Source organism: Sphingobacterium sp. UBA7625, from assembly GCF_002484085.1.
GTDB lineage: Bacteria > Bacteroidota > Bacteroidia > Sphingobacteriales > Sphingobacteriaceae > Sphingobacterium > Sphingobacterium athyrii.
Genome location: NZ_DLJD01000014.1, coordinates 170,551 through 194,688, shown reverse-complemented (window position 1 = coordinate 194,688; position 24,138 = coordinate 170,551). Strand labels below are relative to the sequence as shown.

Genomic DNA, 24,138 nt, shown 5'->3' with positions numbered 1-24,138 from the left:
CGGTCTATTATGGTTTGAATGAAAATAGTGAATCACTGATGGGTAGCCTAAGGATAGGGAAAAAATAAACGGACAATGGTGCCTTTCTTTAATTGGCTTGAAAGGTTGATGGAACCGCCCAATCTTTCGATCAATTGCTTTACCAAAGATAAACCAATGCCTGAGCCGGCCATATGCGTGCTGTTACTCGCGCGTTCATGGGCAAGAAATACCCGGCTTAGTTCATCTTCGGGGATACCAATCCCATTGTCCTCCAGAAAATACACGATCCCCTTATCTGTCTGTTCGCTGTAAATGTGTAAGTAATCAAGTGAGGATTTCTTGGCATATTTTACGGCATTTGCAATCAAATTCATAAAGATCTGATAGACCATGGTGCGATTGGCATGTAAAGGATAGAGATGACCTAAGCGAAATGACAGGGTCAATTGCGGATAGAGTAGTTTTACTTCGGACAGGCAATTATGTATCGTTCGATCCATGGCAATATGCTCTGCGAGATGCGTATCTGTACGTGCTTTACTGACCTGTAGGGTTTGATTTATAATGGCCTCAATATTTTGAATTGAATTTGCAATATTGTTATTCCATTGTTGGCTCCTCTCGGGGTCTATATCCGGATTTCGCATCAAGAAATCATTGCCCATCTTCAGGACGGCTAAGGGATTTTTTAGATCATGCGATAAGGTATTGGCCAGTAAATCCAATTGGTGGCTAAATGAGATTTCTTCCTCTTGTTTTTTTATCTGATTATAAACCAGCTTGCGTGCGGTGACGTCATGCGCCGTATGTAAAATAGCATAAGTATTCCCAGCTTCGTCCACAAGTGCTTTATATTCAAAATCGAAGTAACGGGTCGTTTTTGTACTACCATTGATAATATCTGCGGGTGTATCCGTTGCCTGATAGGTAATCCCTGTATTCCATACTTTTTTGAGAATCGAAGAAAAGCCTTCCTGCTTGAAACCCGGAAAACAGGTGCAGAATGTCTTGCCCAGAATCGTGCGATCTGTACACCACATATCCAACATGGCCTGGTTTGCATAGGCAATATGAAGATAAGGGCTATTGTAAACCGCGGTGGCAAGAGGCGAGTGATCAAGAACAGCTAATATGGAAACTTGTTCGTTAACTATCATATCAATGTGTGTAGCAATTAATTGGTGGAAATAGCTCCGGTATGCTAAAATAAAATAATTTTACTGAATGTATATTTTCCAGTTCCATTTGTTGCAGACAAAACATTTTTTACCTGACAAAACTGAACAAAAATACTATTTAGTACGTTTAAAATATTGTATCTCCCGTTCATGTTTCTTAGCGGCTTCCAGACTGTCAAAAGTGCCCAGGTTTTTTCGCTTGTTGGTCTCTTTATCTGGATGCTTAGCGTAAATTCGGTATTTTCCTGATTTGAGTTTACGTATCATTGAATAAATTTTTTAGTTAACCTAAACTTGCTCTTAGTTTGGCGATCAGGTCATTGGCCTTTGTATTTTCAACCTTTATTTTTCTTATTGTAGGCCGCTTACCTTTATCTTTTTGTTTGATAATCTTTAACAGCTCCTCACTATATTCATTTTTATAGTTGCTTAGATCAAAAGCCTGACTATGCTGTTGAATAAGTTGCGTGGCCATATCCATTTCTACTTTTTGTATTTTGACTTCAGCAGGCAGCTTCAGTTCATCAAGGCTTCTTATTTCCTGTTGATAACGGATTTTGTTCAAAACCAAAACATTTTGATACGGTTTTATGATGGCAAGGTGCTCTACATTACGCATGACAAAAGCGCCAAGTCCGGCTGTTTTTGTTTTATCCAGAGCTTTTAATAACAGTTGATACGCTTTTTCACCACCTTTTTGGGGTTCAAGATAGTAGGGTGTCTCAAAATAGATGCTGTCGATATCTGCCAATTTGACGAATGCATGTAAATTGACGAGTTTTGATTTTTCCGGACTGGCATCTTCAAAATCAGCATCTTCCAATACCACATAATGATCTTTCATAAAATATCCCTTGACAATATTATCCCATTTCACCTCTTTGCCCGTTTGTTCATTGACGCGTTTGAATTTAATATTGGCTAAATCTTTTCGATCTAGCATATCGAGATCAAGGCTGCTGCTTTCTGTTGCGCTATATAGTTTTATCGGGATGTTTACCAAACCAAATCCGATTGCTCCTGTCCAAATGGCTCGCATAGTATGTTATTTTTATCGCTATCTGATAGCCAGATTGCGTAATTACGATTATTCTCAAGAGATAACCGCTACTAAGTTGAAATAGTTTGGGCCATTCTAAAAAAATAGTGCGTTTGTTCTTTCCCTTTCCACGCCCGACGAAGTAATTCAAACTTTTCTTTCTGAAATTGGTTATATGGGCATTGCTTATCTCACAATATGGATTTAAAATCAAACGAACCTTTCTGGTTAATAAAAAATGGACTCCTGGCAACTTATCCCGCCTTGCGTGAGGACAAGGTCTGCGACGTTTTAATTGTTGGCGGCGGAATCACCGGCGCGCTGATTGCTCACCAGTGTATATCAATGGGAAAGAAATGCGTGCTGATTGACAAGCGGGAAATCGTTAATGGGAGTTCGGCGGCGACAACATCTATGTTGCAATACGAGATCGACACCCCGCTCTATCAATTAATGGAATTAATAGGCGAGGAAGGTGCCATAGCCAGTTATGAAGCTTGTAGTAAAGCAATAGACAATATCGGATTGCTTTCACGCAAGATCGGATCCAAAGCTGGTTTTCGGACAAAGGATTCATTATATTATGCTTCGCGCAAAAAGGATATTACTTGGCTAAAACAAGAATTTGATGCCCGGAAAGCTGCTGGGTTTAAAGTTAAATGGCTTGACGAGGATGAAATCAAAACCAGATACCATCTCGACAAAGCCTACGGCGGAATACTCTCCGAACAAGGGGCTAGTATAGATGCCTTTTGTTTTGCGCACGAACTGCTGACCCACAATGTCAGGCATGGATTGGAAGTTTTTGACAAGACAGCGCTTATTTCTGTAAAAAGCAATCTGCGCAGCCATACGGCAGAGGTATCTACAGGTGCAACGATCCGCGCAAAAAAAATAATTTATTGCATCGGTTATGAGACAGTAGGGATAATCCCAGAAAAATTTGTGGACTTACTCAGCACTTTTGCCATCGTATCCGAAGTGAATCCGTCTCTTTATCAGCGATATAAAGACTTATTGATCTGGAATACTTCCGATCCTTATCTTTACATGCGGACGACCGATGATGGTCGATTTTTGATCGGTGGCGAAGATGAGGAATTTCGTAACCCGCAAAAGCGTGATGCATTGATCGCTAAAAAGACCGATAAGTTGGAAAGATCTTTTCACAAAATTTTCAATAGGCCTTTTTTCACAGATTTTAGCTGGGCCGGAACCTTTGGCGTGACCAAAGACGGTTTACCCTATATCGGTGAACATAAGCAATTTAAAAACACCTATTTCGTTTGTGGCTTTGGGGGCAATGGAATTACATTTTCGGTCACTGCAATGGAAATGGTCGCCCATTGGTTGGAAAATAAGAAACATCCCCTGTCCGAGTGGTTCAGGTTTGGACGTTAAGGGTTTAGCTATATTTTAACAGAAAGCGAAATAGTTTATATTCGAGCTTACTCCCTGTCAATTTTTCTTTGATGAAAGGGAATTTTCCTTCCATATATACCTGTTGTATAACCGGATGGATATAATAATTTTGTGATACAGTTTTGGTATTGCCCAATTGTTTGGCGACCGTCTTTATTACCTCATTTAGTTGTTTTTTTCGCGTGTTTAGATCATCTCCCTGTTTTGATCGGGATAATAGATCGAACGCTTCTCTGCTGGCTCCCCAGATACGGATATCTTTACAGGTGATCTGTCCCGGGCAATGATTACGCAGATAGGCATTAAAAGTGCGTCCGCAAAAATTGCTTTTGCCTATTTTTTTATCGAGCTGAAATAGGTTTTTTCCTTTTAGCTGGAGCAGTTCGCCAAGTAATTTTGCCTGTAGTTTGTCTCGCCAGGTCTTTTCCTGAAAAACACCTTTTTTTCCTTTGTAAGCGAATGTGATGGTATTGTCCGTTATCTTGACATGCCGTTTTTCAAGGGTGCTGAGACCATACGACTTGTTTTCCAGTGTATAACGCTTATTGCCAATTCGTATAAGCGTACTATCCATTATTTTAAAAGCAATTGCACATAGTTTTTCCATCGTCCAGTCCCTATGTTTCAAATGTCGGGAGCTTATTTTTCTAAGATCCTGAAGGTACTGACCCATATAGAGCACATGTCTAAATTTATCGGTTTGTTTTTGATGGACAAATTTTGGATGATAGATATATTGTTTGCGGTCTTTCTGGTCAAAACCATAGGCCTGGAGATCATTTCTTGCACTCTTTGCAATCCAGACATCTTTCCAATTTGGCGGAATGACCAAATGATGTATCCTTTCCAATATCTTTGGATCCGTAATTTCTTGGCCTGAGTTATCAAAATATTTAAAGGTTTTTCTAATCTTTCGCCTTGTATAGCCTTGTTTATTTTTGATCTTCATATAGACGCTTTATTTAGATAACAATTGTTGAACTTATGCCGTTGAATAATAAAAAAATCCTCATTATCGACAAATAAGGATCTCTTTATGGTTAATTTGGACGATAGGTGATTATAATCCTTTATCCCTTAGTGTTTTGATGTATTCGTGTGCTTCCAATTGTATGGCCAGCTGCTTTTCGATCAGCAGGAGGAGGTCGTGCGTGATTTCCCAATCTTGATTGTCAACAACATCTTTATAGGTCTTTGTAAAAGCATCTTCCCCCTGTTCACAACTTGAAAGCAGACTTTTTTGGTCATTGCCGGAGACGGCAGATTTAATGTCCATCCATATTCTGAAAAGCTTACCGCTGATCATTGTACCATCGGTAGCTGCTTTGGCATGCTGTTCCAGATAAGGCTTAAGCTCTTCAATAAATAGTTCGGATTGATTCATATAATCAACGAAAATAGGGTTTAAGGTGTCGATATGAAGACGGTCGGCAATCTCAATTGCTTTCTTATACCCGGCGATGCGATCATTGTTGATCTGTATGAGATCATTGATCAATGTGCTATCATTTATTGTTATCGTTTCCATTTATTTTAGCGTTTTAAGATATCTGATTTAATTTCAATCTAAGAACTTATGCCGGAGCTGTTCCGTTGAAAAAAATAGCAGTATGCGTATTTTTACCCTTTGGTAACTTCCAGGATGCCTTTAAAAAAAGATACACCCTGCAATGCTGCTCGAAGGTAAAATTGTCTGGCAAAACAGAAGAGAATAGAAGTCCGCTTGTCATGACTCGTTGATTTATCAAAACATTCGGCTAAAAAGAGACCGCTTTATCTGAATAAAGCGGCCTCTTTTTAGCTGATGCAGATCTTATTTTGTTTTACCAGAGTAGGAAGGTTTTTTTTCCTCTTCCAGGTTGCTCTTGGTTTGTTTTTTGTTTATAGAGCTGGCCGCCTCTGGTTGAACGATCGTTTTGTTATTTCCTTTGCCTATGGGACCGCCACAAATAATCAGCAAAATCGGTAAATACTGCTGATTGAATGCTGTTTTTTTAGATTTCATATAGCTGTTTTTTTAATGTATTGTCAAATTAATGTGAAAAACTCTACTATGTTAACATTCAAAAGAACTTTTGGTTTTATTGGATTCGATATACTTTTAACTGTTTTTGCAGTTTCTTGCGAGTCATATGAATTCTCGTTTTTATGGTTCCTTCCGGCATCCCAAAATAAGACGCGATTTCATGATATTTGTAACCCTCCAAAAATAACTGGAAGATCTGATAGTTGTCTTCGGAAAGACCGCACATGGCCTTCTCAATATCATCCGATACGAATTTATTCTCACCTTTATTCGCTTCTGTCGTATTATATGCTTCCAAACCTATATAGGTCTCATGGATATCACTGGTTCTTTTGGCTTTGCGATATTGGTTAATATAGACATTCTTCATAATAACATACAGCCACGACATTAATTTGGGATGCTTAATAAAGTCATCGATCGACTTCAATGCACGAATAAGTGTTTCTTGAATCAAATCCTCCTTTTCGTCAGGATCAGTGGTGAATTTTCCTGCGAAATGTTTTAATAGACTTCTTTTTTCTTCGAATAGCAAGTTTAAATTGGAATTGTTCATGATATCTATCGTTTATTTAAATTGATTGATTTTCCGAACATATCGGTGCAATTAGAGTGCTAATTTTTGTCAAAATTGGAATGTATACCCTTGTTTAAACAGCTAAATGCGGAAAATACGTATACCGGAAATTTTATACATTGTAGCTTATCAGCTACAAAAAAAGACGGTTTATTCAAAAAATAGTATACCAATAAAATAGATGTACGCTCTTTTTGTGGCCCCTCAAACGGGTATTTATTTCCTTAATAAATGTTTTAATTACGGATATAGGTCACTGTTATTTAATACCCCATACTGTCCAGGTTTTGGGGCAACCCGGACAGTTTTTCAATTTTATTGAACTAAAGTTTAATGAAGGGGGTTCCTTTACTAAGAATCAGCACATAAAATAAATTACATATGAAAGAGGTGAAAAAATTAATGGTTATTATTGGAATCGGGCTACTATGTAGCACAACATTGTTTTCCTGTAAAAATTCTCCGAGAGATAATACGGAGGGAAGTGAACAATCAGATAATATAACTCCAAGTAATGCCGATGAAACAAGGTATAACTTAAGTGAGCAACAGAAGATGAGTATGCAGAAAGATACAACCTTACTGGACTCTGCTCAAAAGGATAGTTCAATGCATGTCAAACATTAAGTTTTGCCATCGGCGACTTCACAGAACCCCCTAATAAAAAACTCCCGTTACGTAGGGAGTTTTTTACTAGGCGCGAATCGCTTTGATCAGGCTCTCCTTAGTCATTTTATGACGGCCTTTTATTCCGATTTTCTTGGCTTCCGCAAGTAATTCTGTTTTACTTCTTTCATCCAGCGCTGTGCTTTTTCCGCCTTTTTTTTCCGAGTCGGGCGTATTGGCTATGCGGGCAGATTTTTCTTTACTGTAACCTTCACGGCGCAAAGCTTCATATTTCGCGTCATCTTTGATCTGTTTACCATGATTTTTAGTCATAATGCTTCTTCTAGTTTTTAATTATAAGCCTTTTTCCTCGACGTCCTCCTCCTGATCTGAATCGGGAGGATAGATATCCTCCTCTTTATGATCCGGCTTCTCCGGATGTTTTTCGTGGTCCGGATCTATGTGGTCCAGATCATCTCTGTCGCGTTGTTCTTCCTCTGTGGGATCCGGGCCTTCCGCGTTTTCCGGATAGTATTTGTCAGGTGTCACCTCTTCCAGGTCAGGAACTCTAGGAGGTCTACGGACTGGTATGCCTTTATCTGTGCCCGGATTATTACCGATAGGGTCTATCTCGTTCAAAAGCAAGAAAGCATCTTCGAACTTTAATGGCATACCACTACGAAAATGAATTGTTGTTCTCATATTTCTATTTCCTTTTTTAAAAAGAACAATTACCGGATTCGAATGGTTGTGTTTATGTGAAATAGGTTTGTTATTATATGGATAAGATTGTTTCTACATCAAAAATGAAATTAATAATAAATACAAAACTTTTCAATCATGCATCTTGTTATTAAATTAAAGTAATTTATTAAAAAAGATACTATGAGAAAATTTGCACTACTTTTATTCGTTACAGGCGGCATTTGTTTACAGGCAAATGCACAGAAGATTGAAACCACACCGCAGATGGCATCAGAAGTCGGTATTGAGCCTATTCGTCAGGGCAATTGGATGGTAGGTGGTTCAATCGGAAGTCTGGGCTATAGTTTTGAAGGAAAATCATTTAATGCTGCACTCCAGCCACGTGCTGGTTATTTTGTATCTGACGGGCTGGCAATAGGTGCTCAGGCAAACCTAGGATTACATACAAAAAAGGACGAAGATAACGAATGGACCTATGGTATAGCACCATTTGTACGTTATTATTTTCCAAACGCTGGATCGTCTACAGGCCGTTTTTTCGGACAAGGTGATATTGGTATTTCCGGAAGTTCCATCGGCAAAAGTGCTTCTTTGGCCGTAGGAGCAAATGTTGGGTATGCCCATTTTATCACGCGAACGGTGGCTTTGGAAGCAACGTTTGGCTATAACTATAGCAAAGCGAGTATCAATACCGGCAGTGGTGCAAGCGGTCTCGGGGTAGGCGTGGGCTTCCAGATCTATTTACCGGGAAAAAGATAAAATCAATAGAACTAGCAATCTTAACAGTACGTTTCCACCCCAGTTGGGGTGGAAACTTTTTTTGTAAGTATAAATACCTGTCTTCGGCATAAAAACACTTGTTCTGCCAGTAGCCAGTCAAACTTTGAAACATTTAATCGCTGACTACTGTTCTATATACAGATCAGAAAGGATAAAAAACAATGGCTAGAACAAAAGATATCGGATTGGTCCTTAAGGATCGAATGGGAAAATGGTCTTCGTATACTATTCCTTTGCTAAAAGAGTGTCATCTAAAAGATAAGATTGTCAGGAGCAATGAACTTGAAGGTATATTCGTTATCGGGAATATTGCGACAGGTCTATATATATTTTCACTCTATAAGAATCGTTTTATCGATTTAATGGGAAAGAGTATTGGGATGGATGAAATTTGTGATCATTTCAATGAATATAAAGAAAACTTAATATAAATATATATCAATTCATTTTTGAACTAAAAAGGAGTATTATGAGTAATTTAACATGGAAAGGACGTTGGAACGAGTTAAAAGGTAAAGTAAAGCAACAATATGCTGATTTGACCGACGATGATTTGTTATATGCAGAGGGCAAGGAAGATGAGTTGTTAGGTAAGTTGCAGCAGAAAACCGGAAAGACAAAAGAGGAAGTGGAAGATTGGTTAGATAAAATGTAAGCGTTTGATTTTACGTTTTAAACTTACATATGAGAAGAAATGCGGTCAATTAGTTATTGACCGCATTTTTGTTTTTTATAATGAGAAGATTGGTTTGTCCAATTTAATGGCGAGTCGATACACCGCATTCATTAAGCCTACATGACTATAGGCCTGTGGAAAATTACCCCATTGGCTACCATTATTTTCAGTGACATCTTCGCTAAACAGTCCCAGATGATTACTATAAGTAAGCAATTTTTCCAGAATTTCTTTTGCTTCTTCGACTCTTCCCACGCAAGCTAGCGCTTCTACATACCAAAATGCGCAAACTAAAAAAGTAGACTTGGGTTTACCGAAATCATCTTGGTGTTTGTAACGGTAAAAGAGTCCATTTTCCCCTTTAAGTTCTTTCTCCAGCGCTTCAAGATGTTGCCGTGCGCGTGTGGATTTAGGATTTAAGTAGTCCATGACAATTAATTGCAGGGTACTGGCATCTAAATTTTTGCTATCCAAAGCATTTTGGTACACCTTTCTTTCTTCGTCATAACAAGCCTCGATATATGCGGCTGCTTTTTCGAGGAGTACAGTTGCGCGCTGTTCCATATCCTGATAGCCGTTTTGACGGGCAATAAGTAGCGCCGCTTTACAGCCTACCCATTGGAAAAGATTGGAATAGCAGTGATGGTTGGCAAAATTTCGGAACTCCCATATTCCGGCGTCTTTCTCATCTATGGTTGCCTCAATTTTTTCCAGAATAAAATTTACCCAACCCAATACATTTTTGTTCTCGTGGATTTTAAAGCGTTGATCTGTAAATAAGGGGAGTAGGGCAATCATGGCTTGGCCATATACATCGTTTTGGATATGTTCAAACGCTTGATTGCCAATACGGACCGGACCACTGTCTTGATAGCCATCTAAATAGGGAAGGATGTGTTCGGTGAGTTCCGAATTTCCGAGTATACCATATAAGGGTTGCAGCCTTCCTGGGTTATGATGCGTAATGCCGGCGATATAATTCGCAAAGCTTTCCATTTCTTCAAATTGACCAATATGTGTCAATGCGGTCAAGACATAATAGCTGTCGCGTACCCAACAGTAGCGATAGTCCCAATTTCTTCCGGAGCCTGGAAATTCGGGGAGACTCGTGGTCGAAGCGGCGATAATTGCACCCGTATCTTCATATTGGTGCAATTTGAGCACCAGTGCCGAACGGATCACTTCTTTTTGGTAGATATTTGGAATACTGCAATGTTTTATCCAGCGTTGCCAGTACCCCAATGTTTTTTGAAGGAAATCCTCACAGGTACCTGCAATGGCAGATTCGAAAGCTGCATCATAGGTCAATATAAGATATTTGTTTTCATTAATAATCGTCCAGTTGTCATCCTGAAAAAAATGGGAGATGGGCACGTCTGTCGTCAAGCGTATCCGTTCGCCAATTTCAGCGCTACTGTACAGAATATGATTGCTTCCCCGCGTAGGTTTTAAGGTATTCCGACCGTAGTTTCCAGTCGGCTGGCATTGGATATTGACGCTTGGGGCGCCTCTTAGCGGTTCTATTTTGCGGATTAACATCAGAGGTTTAAAATAGCGTCCGAATTGTTCAAACCGCGGCGCAAAATCCGTAATGCGATAAGCAAAGGATGCGGTATGGACTTCCGTGCAGAGTATATTGGAGTTTTTGATATAATATTGTTTGGTTTCAACAATATCCTCTTCTGGCTTTATGATAAAACGCCCTCCCTGACTTTTATCCAATAGACCGCCAAATATAAAACTATCTTCGAAGGACGGCCAACATAACCAAGATATGTTACTGTCGATGCCTACATGAGCAATATAGGAACAATTGCCGATGATACCGGTTTGATAAATATGTCTGTCTACTGTTGTATTTTCCTTCATTGTTTTATAATAAGTTGATTTAAAAATTGAAGTACATCTTCCTGTTGATCTAAATAATATTTTGCTGCGGATTTATTACTGCCCACTTTGATACTGATAGTTGATTGTGGTAAATACTTAAAAAGATCTTCATCGGTGATATCGTCTCCGATCGCCAAGAGGAAATCAGCTTTGATATGACCGGCAATTTCTAATGCCGCCTTTCCTTTGTTGACCTCAGTATTTTTTACTTCAATAACGGCATTTCCATCGAGAAGCTGCAGCCCATAGTCATTCAACATCGGATTTAAAATTTCTTTCAATTCTGCAGCTTTAAGTTCTCCGAGTCCAAGTTCCACTTTACGATAATGCCATGCCAGGGAATACGGTTTGGCTTCTATATAGGCGCCTGGAGTCTGATCGGCGAGTTTCTCCATGATTTTTTTGACTTCCGGCATCCAGTGGAGGGCTAGTCCTTTTTTATAAGCCCAGTTGAAATTTGGAAAATTGGACCAGATTCCATGTTCCGCAACCAGATAATAGGAACGTCCATCGAACCAAGTGGACAGACTTTCCTGTGCACGACCGCTGATGATGACGAGCGTATTGAGCGGATCAGCGATTATACTATCCAGCAAATTGTATAGGAGGACGGTAGGACTTGCCTTCTGAGCATGATTTTGAAATTTGACGAGTGTACCGTCGTAATCTAAAAAAAACAGCCTGTTGTGGCTTTTTCGGTAACGTTCGGCAATACTGCTAAATACCTTGTCGGAAATTCGTCGTGCCCATTCATCACGTTGTATCGCTTTTGTTTCCGCCAAGCGGCTGATAAACAAACGGACCCAGTGCTGCACATTAAATTTCTGTATAATTTGACGGTTGGCTTCTGAGCGCTCGTGAATCTCCTCGGGGGACATTTTAAGTGCCTGATAGATGCTGTCGGCAGTTTCCGTCCGATTATAAGGGTTGACGATGAGTGAATCGACCAACTCCTTTGAAGCACCTGCAAATTCACTGAGGATCAATACCCCGTTGCTACGGGTGTTGCTGGCAATATATTCCTTACTCACGAGATTCATGCCATCCCTCGTCGAGGTAACCATACAAATGTCTGATGCCAGATATAGACCTATAAGTTCTTCAAATGGAAGAGATTTATAAAAATAAAGTACCGGAGTCCAGCTTAGATTACCATATATGGAGTTTATCTCGCTTACTTTTCGATTGATTTCATCTTTTAGTTTCTTATACTGTGATACTTTATCTCTGGAAGGAACAATAAGCATATACAATACAACTTTTGAATGTGATTCCGGATATTTTTCCAGGAAAGTGAGAAAAGCACGTAATCTTTCTAATATTCCCTTACTATAATCCAGCCGATCTACAGATATGATTATTTTCTGATCGGGAAAATGACTGCGAAATTGCGTCGCGATGGCATTTACCTCCGGAAGGGAGCTGGCATGTACAAACTTATCGTAGTCAATCCCCATTGGAAAAGATTCGATGAATATATGCCTGTCTTTGTGTTTGAGCTGATTGTGACCACAGGGGACATTTAATATTTTCTTGCAGGAGTTCAGAAAGTTTTGACTATCTGCAAATGTATGAAAGCCAACGAGATCAGCTCCCAAGAGCCCCTCAATCAGTTCCTTCCGTTGTGGGATATTCATAAAAAGCTCTTCTGAAGGGAAAGGTATATGATGGAAATAGCCAATATTGAGTTCCTTGTTTTCCTGACGTAAAAGTTGCGGGAGCAGCATAAGCTGGTAATCCTGTACCCAAATAAAATCTGGAGATTGCGGTATGGATAGTGCCGTTTCGCAAAATTTTTTATTGACCGCTACATAAGTGGACCAGTATTCCCGATCAAAGTGTATATAACTCGGCTGGTAGTGGCAGATCGGCCAGAGGACCTCATTGGAGTAACCCTCATAAAAATTTCGGATTTCTTCTTTTGAAAGGAAAACCGGCAGCAGGTTCATCGGTTTGAGCAATTCGGTGATTTTCTCCTTTTCAGCATCATCCTTGGGAACTATTCCCGGCCAGCCTACCCAGAGGATTTCGCTGGAATCAAACGCAGAATTCAAGCCGGTGGCCAAACCGCCAGTACTTGGTTTGATGATGAGTTTGTCTTTTTTTCGTTCTATTTGTATCGGCAGCCTATTTGAAATTATTATTTTCTTTTTATTCTTCATAAAAGTATTAGATCGATTTATTTGCAGTGTAGAAGAGTTATAATAAATATAACGATGGGTACCTAATCTAGTTATATGAACAAGCCATGGCCAGAAATAGTTTAGAATAATTCAAATAATCGCGATTTTAATTTTTTACGTTGATGTGGAATGAGAAATTTATGCAGCGCAGATCTTGACCTGTTTTGATCTTTCAATAGGGTGTGGAAGGGTAAAAAAAAAGACCTAAAGCAAGCGCTTTAAGTCTTTTCTGTGTATTCACTATTATGAAATACTAGGTATACTTATTTTTTCTTTGTGGAGTCGGTCATTCACAAACTCATCCAATATTTTTCCCAATCGACCGGAAATTTCACCAAGAATGCTTTCCCAGTCTTTTACGGTACCATCGCAGTTGTCTGAAACAATTTTGACACTATGAAAAGAGAGATTTTTGAGAAAACAAAAATTTGCAAGTGCGTAAGCTTCCATATCAAAAGCCAAAGGATTCAGGTGCTTAATATCTTGATAGAATGCTGTATTTACATTGATAAAACGATCTGATGTCAATAGGGCGTCCGCATAATTAAACTCCGCCCCGGAAACAGATTCTATTGAACCCTGCCCCTTTAATAAAAGCGTATTTTCCAAAAAGAATCCATCAGTATAAGCGTCGCCTTGGGCATAGTAATTTGGATACAGTACGTGACCGATTGGGTGCCGTGTACATCCGACTGTGCCGACATTGAGTAGAACCGGGGTAATACCTAGTGCCTTGATCTCCTCATATAGCGTTGCCACAGATAAGAGTGCGTTCACTTTCCCAACACCTATTTCATAGATGATGGTCGATTTATTGTCGGTAGTAAAAGATAATTCATTTTTATTTGCTACCAGAATGATTGTTTCAATCTCTTTGTTAAGGATCATTTAGTTTTCTTCAATATAAGGGTATTCGAAAGCGAGTTCTCCAGCATTGATCAAATGTAAGAAATTGACACAGGCTTGTTTTGAGGAATCGAAATCCATAAACGTGTAGTTTCCGCAACTGATCGGATTTTGAAAAGGTACCTCATAACCCGCTGTCAAAATCGTTTCGAGTACTTCTTTCATCAATTCGGCAACTGCTTGAGGGCTTCTGTCTGTGCCTGCTAAGACTACATAAAATCCCGTACAACAGCCCATTGGTCCAACATAGATCACTTCGTCACCTAAGATTGTCCTAATTTCCGTTGCAAAACAGTGCTCCAAAGTGTGCATCACCTCCGGAGACAACATACGTTCCGGAGAATTCGGTCTGATCATGCGGATATCGTATGTCGTGTAGCTTTCAATGTTGCTGTTATTGGTATTGGAAGCCTTGGCATATATCCCTTGTTTCAACTTGGTGTGGTCTACCGTGAAACTATTTACTTTTGCTTTTTCTTTTGTATACATCTTATTCTGTGCATTACTGTAAAGCTGTAGGCTTCACAGGGGTTAAAAGTTGAATTTAAAATTTCTACAAAGGTAGTAGATATTATTGAAAAAAGATGGATAAAAAAGCTATTTTAACACTTCATAATGTTCTACGGTAGGGAACGGATCATAATAGTGATGCAATAGTTTTTCCCATTCTTTAAACAAGTCAGACTCCCTGAAACCGACAGTGTGGTCTTCTAATGTTTCCCATTCAACCAATAGAATGTATTGATTATCCTTTTCTATGCATTTGCGGAGCGAATGTGTAATATATCCTTTGCTTGCGCTGATATACTGGCAGGCAGTTTTATAATCACGTTCGAAATTAGACTGTTGTCCCTCGATAATTTGTAGTACGGCTACTTCTAAAATCATAATTTGTTTTTTTAAAATATATAGTTAAGTAAATATATCAAATATTTCCACGATAAAAAAAGTCTAAGTTTCAGCAATAATGGCTTCGGGGCTTTGGGAAGCGATAATATCCAAAACAAAAGGTATTCCGGGGTTACGGTTTTCGGCATTCCAGGCCAGGGAAAGCGTCGTTCGTTGGGGCAAGCTGTCCAGTTCCAGGAAACAGACGTCAACCTGATAACCATTCTTTAAGGAAGCGGGAACAATGGCGACACCCAGTCCCTGAGCCACCATATTAAATATTGTTAATGCGTTTACGGTACGCAAGGTAACTTTCGGTGTAAACTGATGATCCCGGAAAATACTCATGACCAGATCGTAATAGGAATGGCTGTAATTTTTCGAAAATAGGATAAACGATTCATTCTTTAGCGCGTACAGATTTGGTTTTTTCTGTATTAATAATGGATGGTTTTTTGGTAATACAAGGCTAAAATGTTCCGTATAGATAGGAAGGCTATGTAGTCCTATGGGCGTATCGGAAAGACGGACAAAGCCAAAATCAAGTTCCTTCTTTTGAATCAGGTCCAATTGTGTTTCATTGGCAAGTTCATGTAGGGATAGCTCAATATCCGGTTGTTTTTGTTTGAGGTTGATCAGTAATTGTGGTAATATTGTCTGTACTGCTGAGCCGATGAACCCCAGTTTTAGTGTGCTGATCCTGCCATTGGCCAAGCTCTGGAGCTGGGTCTCAATCTGATCTAAATGCCTAAACAATTCTTTCACTTCTTCAAAGAGATAATTGCCTGCTTCGGTCAGTGATACATGTCGTTTGTTCCGTTCCAATAGCGTTACACGGTAATTCTCCTCCAGCTGCTTGATCTGCCGGCTCAGCCCTGGCTGGGCGATAAATAGCCTTTCCGCAGCTTTTCTGAAATGCAGCTCTTCGGCTAACACTTTGAAGTAAAGAAGGTGTCTGAGTTCTGTCTGATAATTCATGGTTATCAATTGATGATAAAAATGGTATTTCTAATTATTAAATATAGCGGCTAAATTTGATAAAAGCTTAATAACGATGGAAAAATTTTTATACGGCAGTGGACATTTGACTTGCTCCATTGCTTTAGCAATAGCAAAAGGGGATATTAAGGGAGAGATCTCGGCAGAAGTGAAAGCAAATATCGATAGAAGTGCCGCTTATGTGCGACAGATTGTCGAACGTGGGCAAGTTGTATATGGCATTAACACAGGTTTTGGTCCGCTCTGTACGACTTTAATTGACGCGGATCAAACGCAGTTATTGCAAGAAAATATTCTGAAGAGTCATGCTGTTGGAATGGGTGAACCTATCGCTAATGACCTGGCTAAAGTGATGTTGATATTGAAAGTTCATGCATTGGCAAAGGGTTTCTCTGGGGTACAGTACAGTACCATAGAACGTATTATCTGGCATATTGAACAGGATGTCGTTCCTGTTGTTCCCAAGCAGGGTTCCGTCGGCGCCTCGGGTGATCTGGCCCCGTTGTCCCATCTTTTTCTGCCTTTGATCGGCCTTGGCAAGGTTAGCGTCAATGGGGAGATTTATGCAACGGAAGCAATTTTAGCGAAACATAATCTTGCACCAGTTCAATTGGGGGCTAAAGAGGGACTGGCATTGATCAATGGGACACAATTTATGGCTGCGCATGGCGTCAAAGCCGTAAGTGAATTCAATAGGGTACTTCAAAATGCAGATATCATTGCTGCATTGATGATTGAAGGCTTAAATGGCTCGATAAAACCCTTCTTTTCCGAACTGCATGAGCTTCGCCCACATTCGGGGAACCGTTATGTGGCTTCAAATATCCATGCTTTACTTTACGGGTCGGCTATTTTAGAAAGTCATAAAGATTGTTCGCGCGTTCAGGATCCCTATTCTTTACGTTGTATCCCACAGGTGCATGGCGCTTCACGTAATGCCTGGCTTCATCTAAAGGATACGATCGAATTAGAAATCAATTCGGTAACGGACAACCCCGTTATTATAAACGATGAATTGACGATCAGTGGCGGTAGTTTCCATGGACAGTCCATTGCCTTGCCTTTGGATTATGCTACGCTGGCAGTTTCTGAAATAGGCAATATATCAGACCGTCGGGTTTATTTATCCTTAGAAGGGCAAACCAATGGGGTTCCGAAATTGTTGATGAAATCGACAGGACTCAATTCTGGTTTTATGATTCTCCAGTACAGTACAGCTGCCATAGCAAGTGAAAATAAAGGCTTATGTTTTCCTGCTAGCGCAGACAGCATACCGACATCGCTGGGGCAGGAAGATCATGTGAGTATGGGCTCTATTTCCGGTAGAAAGCTGCTTCAAGTCATAGATAATGTGGATAAAATCCTGAGCGTCGAACTATTATGTGCTGCACAGGCGAAGGATTATCATCACCCGCTGCAGTCCACTCCGGCATTGGAAGCTGTTCATGGACGCATACGCCAGTTTATTCCACATATTGAATCCGACCAGCCAATGGAAGCTTTGTTGAGCAGTGCATTGGAATTGGTCAAATCAGGCGAGCTGATTAGCTTACGCCGTCAAAGCAATCCACAGAAAGCCATAACGATGGAGCTCGTAGAACGTTTTGAAACATTTTAGCCTTACATGAAAATGGAAAAAGATTTAAAACTGATAGGTCCGTTCAGGCAATTATTGACAATGGACAATATTCCGTTGAAGGGCGCCGTAAAGGATGCGAAACTGCAGGTTATTGAACAGGCGGGAATTTTGATCGAAGGTGAACTTGTTCAAGAGGTCGGTGACTTTGATTTTCTGTGCCAAAAATGGCAGGATAAAGCAGTTCTTATTCGCCTTGAAGGTGATCAGGTTGCAGTGCCCGGTTTTGTTGACTGTCATACTCATATCAGTTATGCGGGACAGCGGGCAAATGATTTCGCACTTCGAAATGCCGGTTCTTCGTATCTTGAAATTGCGGAAGCTGGTGGCGGAATTTGGAGCACTGTCACCCATACAAGGGCTTGCGCGGAGGAGGATTTGACGGAGCTTACTGCTGACCGTGCTGCATTTTTATTGGCACAGGGGGTTACAACTATTGAAGTTAAAAGTGGTTATGGGCTTCAGGTTGAAGAAGAACTTAAGATATTGCGTGCGATAAAAAAAGCAAATCAAGTGGCTGCGGCAGACTTGATTCCTACCTGCCTGGCAGCGCATATGCTGCCCAGGGACTATGAAGGGACGGCAAAAGATTATCTTGACCTCATGGAGGCAACCCTCTTTCCGGAATTGAAAGCACAACAATTGTCCAATCGCGTGGATGCTTTTATCGAAAAGACAGCATTTGATGCGGAAACGATCAGGCCATATTTGCAACGTGCCAAAGAAATGGGCTTTGATCTGACGGTTCACGCGGATCAGTTTAGTACGTCCGGTAGTCAAGTTGCTGTGGAACTGGGAGCGCGATCCGCTGATCATTTAGAAGCATCCACAGCAGTTGAAATCAAGTTTTTGGCGCAATCTGATACAGTTGCTGTAGCATTGCCAGCCGCATCAATTGGCATTGGTTGTGCTTTCACTCCGGCACGAAAACTGCTGGATGCCGGCGCATGTCTGGCGATTGCGAGCGACTGGAACCCAGGTTCTGCACCAATCGGCCAATTGCTGACCAGCGCCTGCATATTGGCTACAATGGAAAAACTAAGCAATGCCGAGGTTTTATCAGCGTTGACTTTTCGCGCCGCACAGGCCCTGAATCTACATGACCGTGGTAAGCTAATGAAGGGCATGCGTGCGGATTTTACTTTATTTCAGACCGATAATTATCAAAATATAACTTATTACCAAGGAAGTATGGAACCTTCGGCTGTATGGAAAAATGGTAAGGAAGTATTTTCAACTGAACGATGATGGACAATACATTTAGTCGAGTAGTTGCAGAGGGCATTCCCTCCCAGCTGCCACCCAAAATAGAACGTGACGCTATGGTAAGTCATGCACCACGGCGCAAGGACATTCTTTCGAAAAAAGAAGAAAAACTGGCCTTGAGGAATGCCCTTCGTTACTTTCCGAAATCATGGCATGCTGAACTGGCATCGGAGTTTTTGACAGAATTAAAGGAGTACGGCAGGATCTATATGTATCGTTTTAGACCAGACTATGCGATGCATGCGCGGCCAATAGATGCGTATCCGGCAAAAAGTAAACAGGCGGCGGCCATTATGCTGATGATTCAGAATAATTTGGATCCTGCGGTTGCCCAACATCCCCATGAACTGATTACCTATGGCGGTAATGGCGCTGTTTTTCAGAACTGGGCACAATATCGGCTTACAATGCACTATCTGTCTCAGATGACCGATGAACAGACCCTACACATGTACAGCGGGCATCCTATGGGATTATTTCCATCATCCGAACATGCTCCCCGCGTTGTGGTCAGTAATGGGATGATGATACCCAATTACTCCAAGCCGGATGACTGGGAGCGTTATAATGCGCTTGGTGTCACACAGTATGGACAGATGACAGCTGGTTCGTACATGTATATTGGGCCACAGGGAATTGTTCACGGGACCACGATTACTGTCATGAATGCTTTCCGTCGGCAGTTGCCTGCTGGAGAGTCCATTCAAGGAAAGGTATTTTTAACCTCAGGGCTAGGGGGAATGAGTGGTGCCCAACCGAAAGCTGGTAATATAGCAGGTTGTATAACTGTATGCGCGGAGGTTAACCCCGCGGCAGCTAAAAAACGACACGAGCAGGGATGGGTAGATGTGCTGGTTGAAAATATAGCCCAGTTGGTGAAGCAGGTTCGGGCAGCAATGATTCAAAAACAGACAATATCCTTTGCTTACATCGGTAATATCGTGGAAGTCTGGGAAGCGTTTGACCGTGAGCATATCTTTGTAACTGTCGGATCGGATCAGACTTCGCTTCACAATCCCTGGTCCGGTGGATATTATCCGATGGGATTATCTTTTGCCGAATCCAATGCGCTGATGGCTGCTGATCCTGATAAATTCAAACAATTTGTACAGGCAACATTGGTTCGCCATGTGGATGCGATCAATAAGCACGTCGCTAAAGGAACATATTTCTTTGACTATGGCAATGCATTTCTGCTGGAAAGCAGCCGTGCCGGAGCTGCCATATTGGACACCGAAGGGGATGGGTTCCGATATCCTTCTTATGTTCAGGATATTTTGGGGCCGATGTGCTTTGATTATGGTTTTGGACCATTTCGTTGGGTCTGTACCTCCGGTGAGGCCAATGATCTGGAAAAGACAGATCAGCTTGCGATGGATGTATTGACATCCCTTCAGGCCATTGCTCCAAAGGAGATCCAGCAACAAATGTTGGATAATATCCAATGGATCAAGGAGGCGGGCAAAAATAAATTGGTTGTCGGGTCGCAGGCACGTATTCTGTATGCAGATTCCAACGGGCGTATTGCGATTGCCAAAGCATTTAACGAAGCTGTCCGAAAAGGACACCTGGCAGGCCCGGTCGTTTTGGGACGTGACCATCATGACGTCAGCGGGACAGATTCCCCTTATCGGGAGACAAGCAACATCTACGACGGTAGCCAGTTTACAGCTGATATGGCTATCCATAATGTAATAGGTGATAGTTTTCGAGGTGCAACTTGGGTATCTATCCATAATGGTGGCGGTGTTGGATGGGGCGAAGTTATCAACGGTGGGTTTGGGATGCTGCTTGACGGTTCGGCTGCTGCTGACGTTAAATTGGAGAAAATGTTGTATTTTGATGTAAATAATGGTATTGCAAGGCGTGCGTGGGCCCGTAATAAGGAGGCAAACCAAGCCTTGGACAATGCGATGGCGAGCAATAGCACGCTGTTGGTTACCCGTGCGCAACTCGTAGACGATGATATTATCGATGAATTGTTTAATGAAGACTGATGAATCCTTTACTTAATCACAAAGACTTATATGTCCGTGGAGACCAGACCGTATGGAAGGGGCGGGTTGATGGCGAAGAAAGAGACTGGATGCGTTGGCATCAGTTGATGGACTGTATAGATTTGTCCGCTGACCCCAATGTGAGTCAATCGCTGGTTTTTTTGGGATTTTGTAGTGATGAAGGTGTAGGTAGGAACCAAGGGCGGGTAGGTGCGAAGGATGGACCAAGCGCAATAAGGAATGTACTTGCAAATTTACCAGCTCATTTTTCATCTGAACTTAAACTTAAGGATGCTGGTGATATTCTGTTAATAGATAGCGATTTGGAATCTTCGCAATCTGTTCTTGGAGATGCGCTGTCGTCCATTCTTAAAGGCGGGGGATTCCCCATTGTTTTGGGCGGGGGACATGAGGTAACCTACGGTCATTATCTTGGAGTTAAGCGCTTCTTGAACGATAGGAAATATCGGATCGGGATTATTAACATTGATGCACATCTGGATATGCGCGAAATTTCCGCAGGACAGGGGAATTCAGGGACTGGATTTTTTCAGATCGAAAGAGACCTCAGCAACCAGGGGCAATCATTTCACTACTTGGCCATTGGTATACAGCAAATCAGCAATACGAAAGGTCTTATTGCCTATGCAAAATCTAAGCAAACGCAGATTATTGAACGAAAGGATTTAGTCGCGGACAGACTGGCTGCGCTTCGGAGACAGATACGGGACTTTGCCCGTCAGGTGGACTATGTATACCTGACCATTGACCTGGATGCATTTGCAGCACCCTATGCACCCGGTGTAAGTGCACTAGCCTTCAATGGTATCGTTCCTGATGAATTATTTTTCGATTTGTACAGTGCTATCATCGAACTGCCCAATTTGAAGTCGATGGATATTGCTGAATTAAACCCTTATTTTGATATCGATGTCCGCACGGCTAAATTAGGAGCAAATCTTATTTTTAAGTTTTTAGAACGGTTTTAAGCTATTATATCCGCAGAAAGGTTTCAGTGAAAGTCTGTCTAAATAATAAAAGCAGGTTATCTCTTTCAATGATAGGTTAACCTGCTTTTTATGTTTTCTCTTTGGACTAAAAAAACACATCAGCTAATTCCGCCTCTTTGTCAAAGACAGATTTTGCATAAGGACATAGGGGAAGAATTTTGAGATGTTCTTTTCGGGCAAAAGCAACTGCGGCCATTAACATTTGCTTGCCTAATCCCTTACCTGTGTAGTTTTCGCTGACTTCAGTATGGTCAATGATAAACTTTGTTGGACCAGCCCAGGTGTATGTCATTTGCGCGACTGATTTTTCCTGATCTACTACCTCAAAACTGCCATGTTTTTCGTCGTTTTTATGTATTACTTCCATTGATTATGATTTAATGTGTTATCTAAAAGTAGCTACAAAATAAACAAATTCAAATCAACAACCTTCCTGTACTGTTGATTCTGCTGAATATTGCCGAAAATTGACCAAACGATCATAGGTTGGAGACTCCCTTCGTTAATAAACTTTAGAAAAAGTATGCTTCTACTAAAAATGTTAGTATATTTGTTTTGAGAATGACTATGAATCGAAGCAAAAAACAAGAATTTGCCATTGTGGATATTGAGACCACGGGCGGAAATGCAAAATCCAGTCGGATCACTGAAATTGCGATCGTTATACACGATGGTAATCGGGTATTGCATCGTTGGGAGACTTTGGTAAATCCGGGGATAGAAATTCCCAATTCTATTTTTGCGTTGACCGGCATCGACAATGACATGGTTAAAGATGCGCCAATGTTTGAGGATGTTGCTTCGGATATTCACGCTTTATTGAAAGATCGGGTTTTCGTTGCGCACAATGTCAATTTTGATTACTCCTTTATTCGTTTTCAACTGCAGGAGGCAGGAATAGAATGGTCTTCAATTAAATTATGTACAGTGCGTTATGCCCGTAAGATCAAGCCCGGGCTATTATCTTATAGTTTGGGCCGTTTGTGTGATTATCTGGATATACCGATTGAAAATCGGCATCGTGCAGGCGGTGACGCGGATGCGACAGCGATCCTTTTTGGGTATCTCCGCGCATTGGATACAGCTCAGGTCCTTCAGGAAATGATCAAACATAAGGCTATTGATCAGCGTTTTCCACCACATTTAAATCTTAGGGAGTTTGAGCAGCTCCCGGATGCTCCCGGAGTATATTATTTTCACGATAGAAATGGAAAAGTAATCTATGTGGGAAAAGCCGTCAACATCAAGAAGCGGGTATCGTCACATTTCACTGGTAACAATATTCAGGCACAACGGCAAAATTTTTTAAAAGAGATCTATCACATCAGTTATGAACGCTGTGGAACGGAGCTTATGTCCCTGTTGCTGGAATGCGCTGAAATTAAACGGCTTTGGCCTAAATATAATCGGGCACTCAAACGTTATGAGCCAAAATTTGCCTTATTTTCTTATGAGGACCAAAGTGGTTACCTCCATTTGGCAATTGGTAAAATGAACCGCGTTCAGGACTGTATTCAGTTGTTTCAGCGGGAATATGATGCTATTCAATTGTTGCAATCCTTTATGAAAGAAGGTGAAATTGATGCCCAGTTTTGTCATTTTGGCACTGCCAGTTTGTCAATTAAACCCGCAATTCGGGGTGAGTTGCCTGACCGTGAATTGCATAATACGCGTGTAGAACGTTGTATAGATGAATGGTCGAAGCGGAGGCCTTCCTATGTATTTATAGATCAGGGTCGGAATGTCGAAGAAAAAAGCTGTATTGTTATTGAAAATGGACGATTTTATGGCATGGGTTATATCCATCAGTATGGTCAGTTTGCTTGCCTTGATGATATCAGAGCAGAGGTTAAGGTGTATCCTAGCAATCATTATATGTTGGAACTGGTACGACAGATGGCCGAAAGATATCCAAATAAGGTACATTTCATGAATAATAATCCTATGGGCCTTGTTGCAGCGGAACCTGTCAGTAACTATGACAAAATTACTTCTGACAGGCTCTTCCATTAGTCGGGGATGGCATGCTATAATTTGCCAAACTGAACATTAGCAACACGCTTCGTCATAACAATCTCAGTAATTTGTTAAAAAAATGTGAAATAGAAGCCGACATTTTTTTTTGGTCTGATAGTTGAAATATTCCCTGTATAGAATAATAAAAAGACTTTTCATAATTTAGGTTAATAATTGGTTAGTTAAGACCTGGGGCTCCCAACCTCAGGTCTTCTTTTTTGTGTCTAGCAGCTAATTTTCTTTATTGTTCATACAGAATACAGCGGCCGTAGCTCTAGGCTGGATCCGATGATAAGTTAAAAAGTACTTTTTTAATGTTTTGTTGGATAATAGTAATTGTTTGTTTTTCAGTTTTT

26 protein-coding genes are annotated in these 24,138 nt (G+C 40.9%); 10 read left to right on the top strand and 16 right to left on the bottom strand.

The features are described from left to right. Nucleotides 1-47: 47 nt before the first annotated feature. The 3 genes from B4G94_RS05455 to B4G94_RS05445 form a co-directional block, all read right to left on the bottom strand. Nucleotides 48-1,139, bottom strand: coding sequence for a PAS domain-containing sensor histidine kinase (locus B4G94_RS05455; protein WP_286857606.1), 1,092 nt, complete (start codon nt 1,137-1,139; stop codon nt 48-50). A 135-nt stretch (nt 1,140-1,274) separates the two neighbouring features. Continuing rightward, nucleotides 1,275-1,427, bottom strand: coding sequence for a hypothetical protein (locus B4G94_RS05450; RefSeq protein ID WP_165306685.1), 153 nt, complete (start codon nt 1,425-1,427; stop codon nt 1,275-1,277). Nucleotides 1,428-1,443: 16 nt separating this feature from the next. Further along, complete coding sequence (locus tag B4G94_RS05445; RefSeq protein WP_286857604.1) at nt 1,444-2,199, bottom strand: Ku protein; 756 nt, start codon at nt 2,197-2,199, stop codon at nt 1,444-1,446. A gap of 198 nt (nt 2,200-2,397) precedes the next feature. Here B4G94_RS05445 and B4G94_RS05440 point away from each other — a divergent pair, with 198 nt between their 5' ends. Further along, nucleotides 2,398-3,600: an NAD(P)/FAD-dependent oxidoreductase gene (locus B4G94_RS05440; RefSeq protein ID WP_286857603.1), complete on the top strand. Its 1,203-nt coding sequence runs from the start codon at nt 2,398-2,400 to the stop codon at nt 3,598-3,600. 4 nt (nt 3,601-3,604) lie between these two features. On the opposite strand, the gene B4G94_RS05435 is transcribed toward B4G94_RS05440, so the two are convergent. The 4 genes from B4G94_RS05435 to B4G94_RS05420 all read right to left on the bottom strand — a co-directional run bounded on the left by B4G94_RS05435 (nt 3,605) and on the right by B4G94_RS05420 (nt 6,203). Then, entirely contained in the window at nt 3,605-4,570 is a 966-nt protein-coding gene (locus B4G94_RS05435; RefSeq protein ID WP_108631834.1) for a DNA topoisomerase IB, read from the bottom strand. Nucleotides 4,571-4,681: 111 nt separating this feature from the next. Then, nucleotides 4,682-5,149 carry a ferritin-like domain-containing protein gene (locus B4G94_RS05430; protein ID WP_108631833.1) on the bottom strand — a complete coding sequence of 156 codons (468 nt, stop codon included), beginning with the start codon at nt 5,147-5,149 and terminating at the stop codon, nt 4,682-4,684. Nucleotides 5,150-5,434: 285 nt separating this feature from the next. After that, a complete protein-coding gene (locus B4G94_RS05425; RefSeq protein ID WP_108631832.1) occupies nt 5,435-5,626 on the bottom strand; it encodes a hypothetical protein in 192 nt (63 codons plus the stop codon). Between the two features lie 76 nt (nt 5,627-5,702). Next, nucleotides 5,703-6,203, bottom strand: coding sequence for an RNA polymerase sigma factor (locus B4G94_RS05420; protein WP_108631831.1), 501 nt, complete (start codon nt 6,201-6,203; stop codon nt 5,703-5,705). Between the two features lie 402 nt (nt 6,204-6,605). On the opposite strand from B4G94_RS05420, the gene B4G94_RS05415 reads away from it, so the two are divergent. Beyond that, the gene (locus B4G94_RS05415; protein WP_108631830.1) at nt 6,606-6,851 is read left to right on the top strand and encodes a hypothetical protein; all 246 of its coding nucleotides are present in this window, start codon (nt 6,606-6,608) and stop codon (nt 6,849-6,851) included. 66 nt (nt 6,852-6,917) lie between these two features. On the opposite strand, the gene B4G94_RS05410 is transcribed toward B4G94_RS05415, so the two are convergent. Both B4G94_RS05410 and B4G94_RS05405 read right to left on the bottom strand, forming a co-directional pair. Beyond that, complete coding sequence (locus B4G94_RS05410) at nt 6,918-7,163, bottom strand: DUF7218 family protein (protein WP_286857600.1); 246 nt, start codon at nt 7,161-7,163, stop codon at nt 6,918-6,920. A 21-nt stretch (nt 7,164-7,184) separates the two neighbouring features. Further along, complete coding sequence (locus B4G94_RS05405; protein ID WP_108631828.1) at nt 7,185-7,532, bottom strand: hypothetical protein; 348 nt, start codon at nt 7,530-7,532, stop codon at nt 7,185-7,187. Nucleotides 7,533-7,715: 183 nt separating this feature from the next. On the opposite strand from B4G94_RS05405, the gene B4G94_RS05400 reads away from it, so the two are divergent. The 3 genes from B4G94_RS05400 (at nt 7,716) to B4G94_RS05390 (ending at nt 8,970) form a co-directional block, all read left to right on the top strand. Further along, the gene (locus tag B4G94_RS05400) at nt 7,716-8,294 is read left to right on the top strand and encodes a hypothetical protein (RefSeq protein WP_108631827.1); all 579 of its coding nucleotides are present in this window, start codon (nt 7,716-7,718) and stop codon (nt 8,292-8,294) included. 182 nt (nt 8,295-8,476) lie between these two features. Then, nucleotides 8,477-8,746, top strand: coding sequence for a hypothetical protein (locus B4G94_RS05395; RefSeq protein ID WP_165306690.1), 270 nt, complete (start codon nt 8,477-8,479; stop codon nt 8,744-8,746). Between the two features lie 38 nt (nt 8,747-8,784). Continuing rightward, the gene (locus B4G94_RS05390; RefSeq protein WP_104382022.1) at nt 8,785-8,970 is read left to right on the top strand and encodes a CsbD family protein; all 186 of its coding nucleotides are present in this window, start codon (nt 8,785-8,787) and stop codon (nt 8,968-8,970) included. Between the two features lie 75 nt (nt 8,971-9,045). Here the strand turns inward: B4G94_RS05390 and B4G94_RS05385 are convergent, their stop codons facing one another. From B4G94_RS05385 to B4G94_RS05360, 6 genes are all read right to left on the bottom strand, one after another. Beyond that, nucleotides 9,046-10,860, bottom strand: coding sequence for a glycoside hydrolase family 15 protein (locus tag B4G94_RS05385; protein WP_286857599.1), 1,815 nt, complete (start codon nt 10,858-10,860; stop codon nt 9,046-9,048). Then, a complete protein-coding gene (locus B4G94_RS05380; RefSeq protein WP_286857598.1) occupies nt 10,857-13,043 on the bottom strand; it encodes a bifunctional alpha,alpha-trehalose-phosphate synthase (UDP-forming)/trehalose-phosphatase in 2,187 nt (728 codons plus the stop codon). The genes B4G94_RS05385 and B4G94_RS05380 overlap by 4 nt, the downstream gene beginning before the upstream one ends. A gap of 264 nt (nt 13,044-13,307) precedes the next feature. After that, nucleotides 13,308-13,952, bottom strand: coding sequence for a hypothetical protein (locus B4G94_RS05375; protein ID WP_108631823.1), 645 nt, complete (start codon nt 13,950-13,952; stop codon nt 13,308-13,310). Continuing rightward, a complete protein-coding gene (locus B4G94_RS05370; RefSeq protein WP_108631822.1) occupies nt 13,953-14,459 on the bottom strand; it encodes an S-ribosylhomocysteine lyase in 507 nt (168 codons plus the stop codon). A gap of 108 nt (nt 14,460-14,567) precedes the next feature. Beyond that, nucleotides 14,568-14,858 (bottom strand): antibiotic biosynthesis monooxygenase family protein, encoded by a 291-nt coding sequence (locus tag B4G94_RS05365; protein WP_104382017.1) that lies wholly within the window; start codon nt 14,856-14,858, stop codon nt 14,568-14,570. Between the two features lie 63 nt (nt 14,859-14,921). Continuing rightward, nucleotides 14,922-15,836, bottom strand: a complete 915-nt coding sequence (locus B4G94_RS05360; RefSeq protein ID WP_286857596.1) for a LysR family transcriptional regulator — start codon at nt 15,834-15,836, stop codon at nt 14,922-14,924. A gap of 76 nt (nt 15,837-15,912) precedes the next feature. Between B4G94_RS05360 and hutH the strand changes: the two genes are divergently transcribed. The 4 genes from hutH to hutG are packed head-to-tail and all read left to right on the top strand — an operon-like array spanning nt 15,913 to nt 21,745. Continuing rightward, the gene (gene hutH, locus B4G94_RS05355; protein ID WP_286857595.1) at nt 15,913-17,475 is read left to right on the top strand and encodes a histidine ammonia-lyase; all 1,563 of its coding nucleotides are present in this window, start codon (nt 15,913-15,915) and stop codon (nt 17,473-17,475) included. Nucleotides 17,476-17,487: 12 nt separating this feature from the next. Beyond that, entirely contained in the window at nt 17,488-18,741 is a 1,254-nt protein-coding gene (hutI, locus tag B4G94_RS05350; protein WP_286857593.1) for an imidazolonepropionase, read from the top strand. Then, nucleotides 18,738-20,756: a urocanate hydratase gene (locus B4G94_RS05345; RefSeq protein ID WP_286857591.1), complete on the top strand. Its 2,019-nt coding sequence runs from the start codon at nt 18,738-18,740 to the stop codon at nt 20,754-20,756. The genes hutI and B4G94_RS05345 overlap by 4 nt, the downstream gene beginning before the upstream one ends. Then, entirely contained in the window at nt 20,756-21,745 is a 990-nt protein-coding gene (gene hutG / locus B4G94_RS05340) for a formimidoylglutamase (protein ID WP_286857590.1), read from the top strand. The genes B4G94_RS05345 and hutG overlap by 1 nt, the downstream gene beginning before the upstream one ends. Nucleotides 21,746-21,851: 106 nt before the next feature. On the opposite strand, the gene B4G94_RS05335 is transcribed toward hutG, so the two are convergent. Continuing rightward, nucleotides 21,852-22,133, bottom strand: a complete 282-nt coding sequence (locus tag B4G94_RS05335) for a GNAT family N-acetyltransferase (protein ID WP_286857589.1) — start codon at nt 22,131-22,133, stop codon at nt 21,852-21,854. A 200-nt stretch (nt 22,134-22,333) separates the two neighbouring features. On the opposite strand from B4G94_RS05335, the gene B4G94_RS05330 reads away from it, so the two are divergent. Further along, nucleotides 22,334-23,779 (top strand): exonuclease domain-containing protein, encoded by a 1,446-nt coding sequence (locus tag B4G94_RS05330; protein WP_286857587.1) that lies wholly within the window; start codon nt 22,334-22,336, stop codon nt 23,777-23,779. The last annotated feature ends 359 nt before the right edge of the window (nt 23,780-24,138 follow it).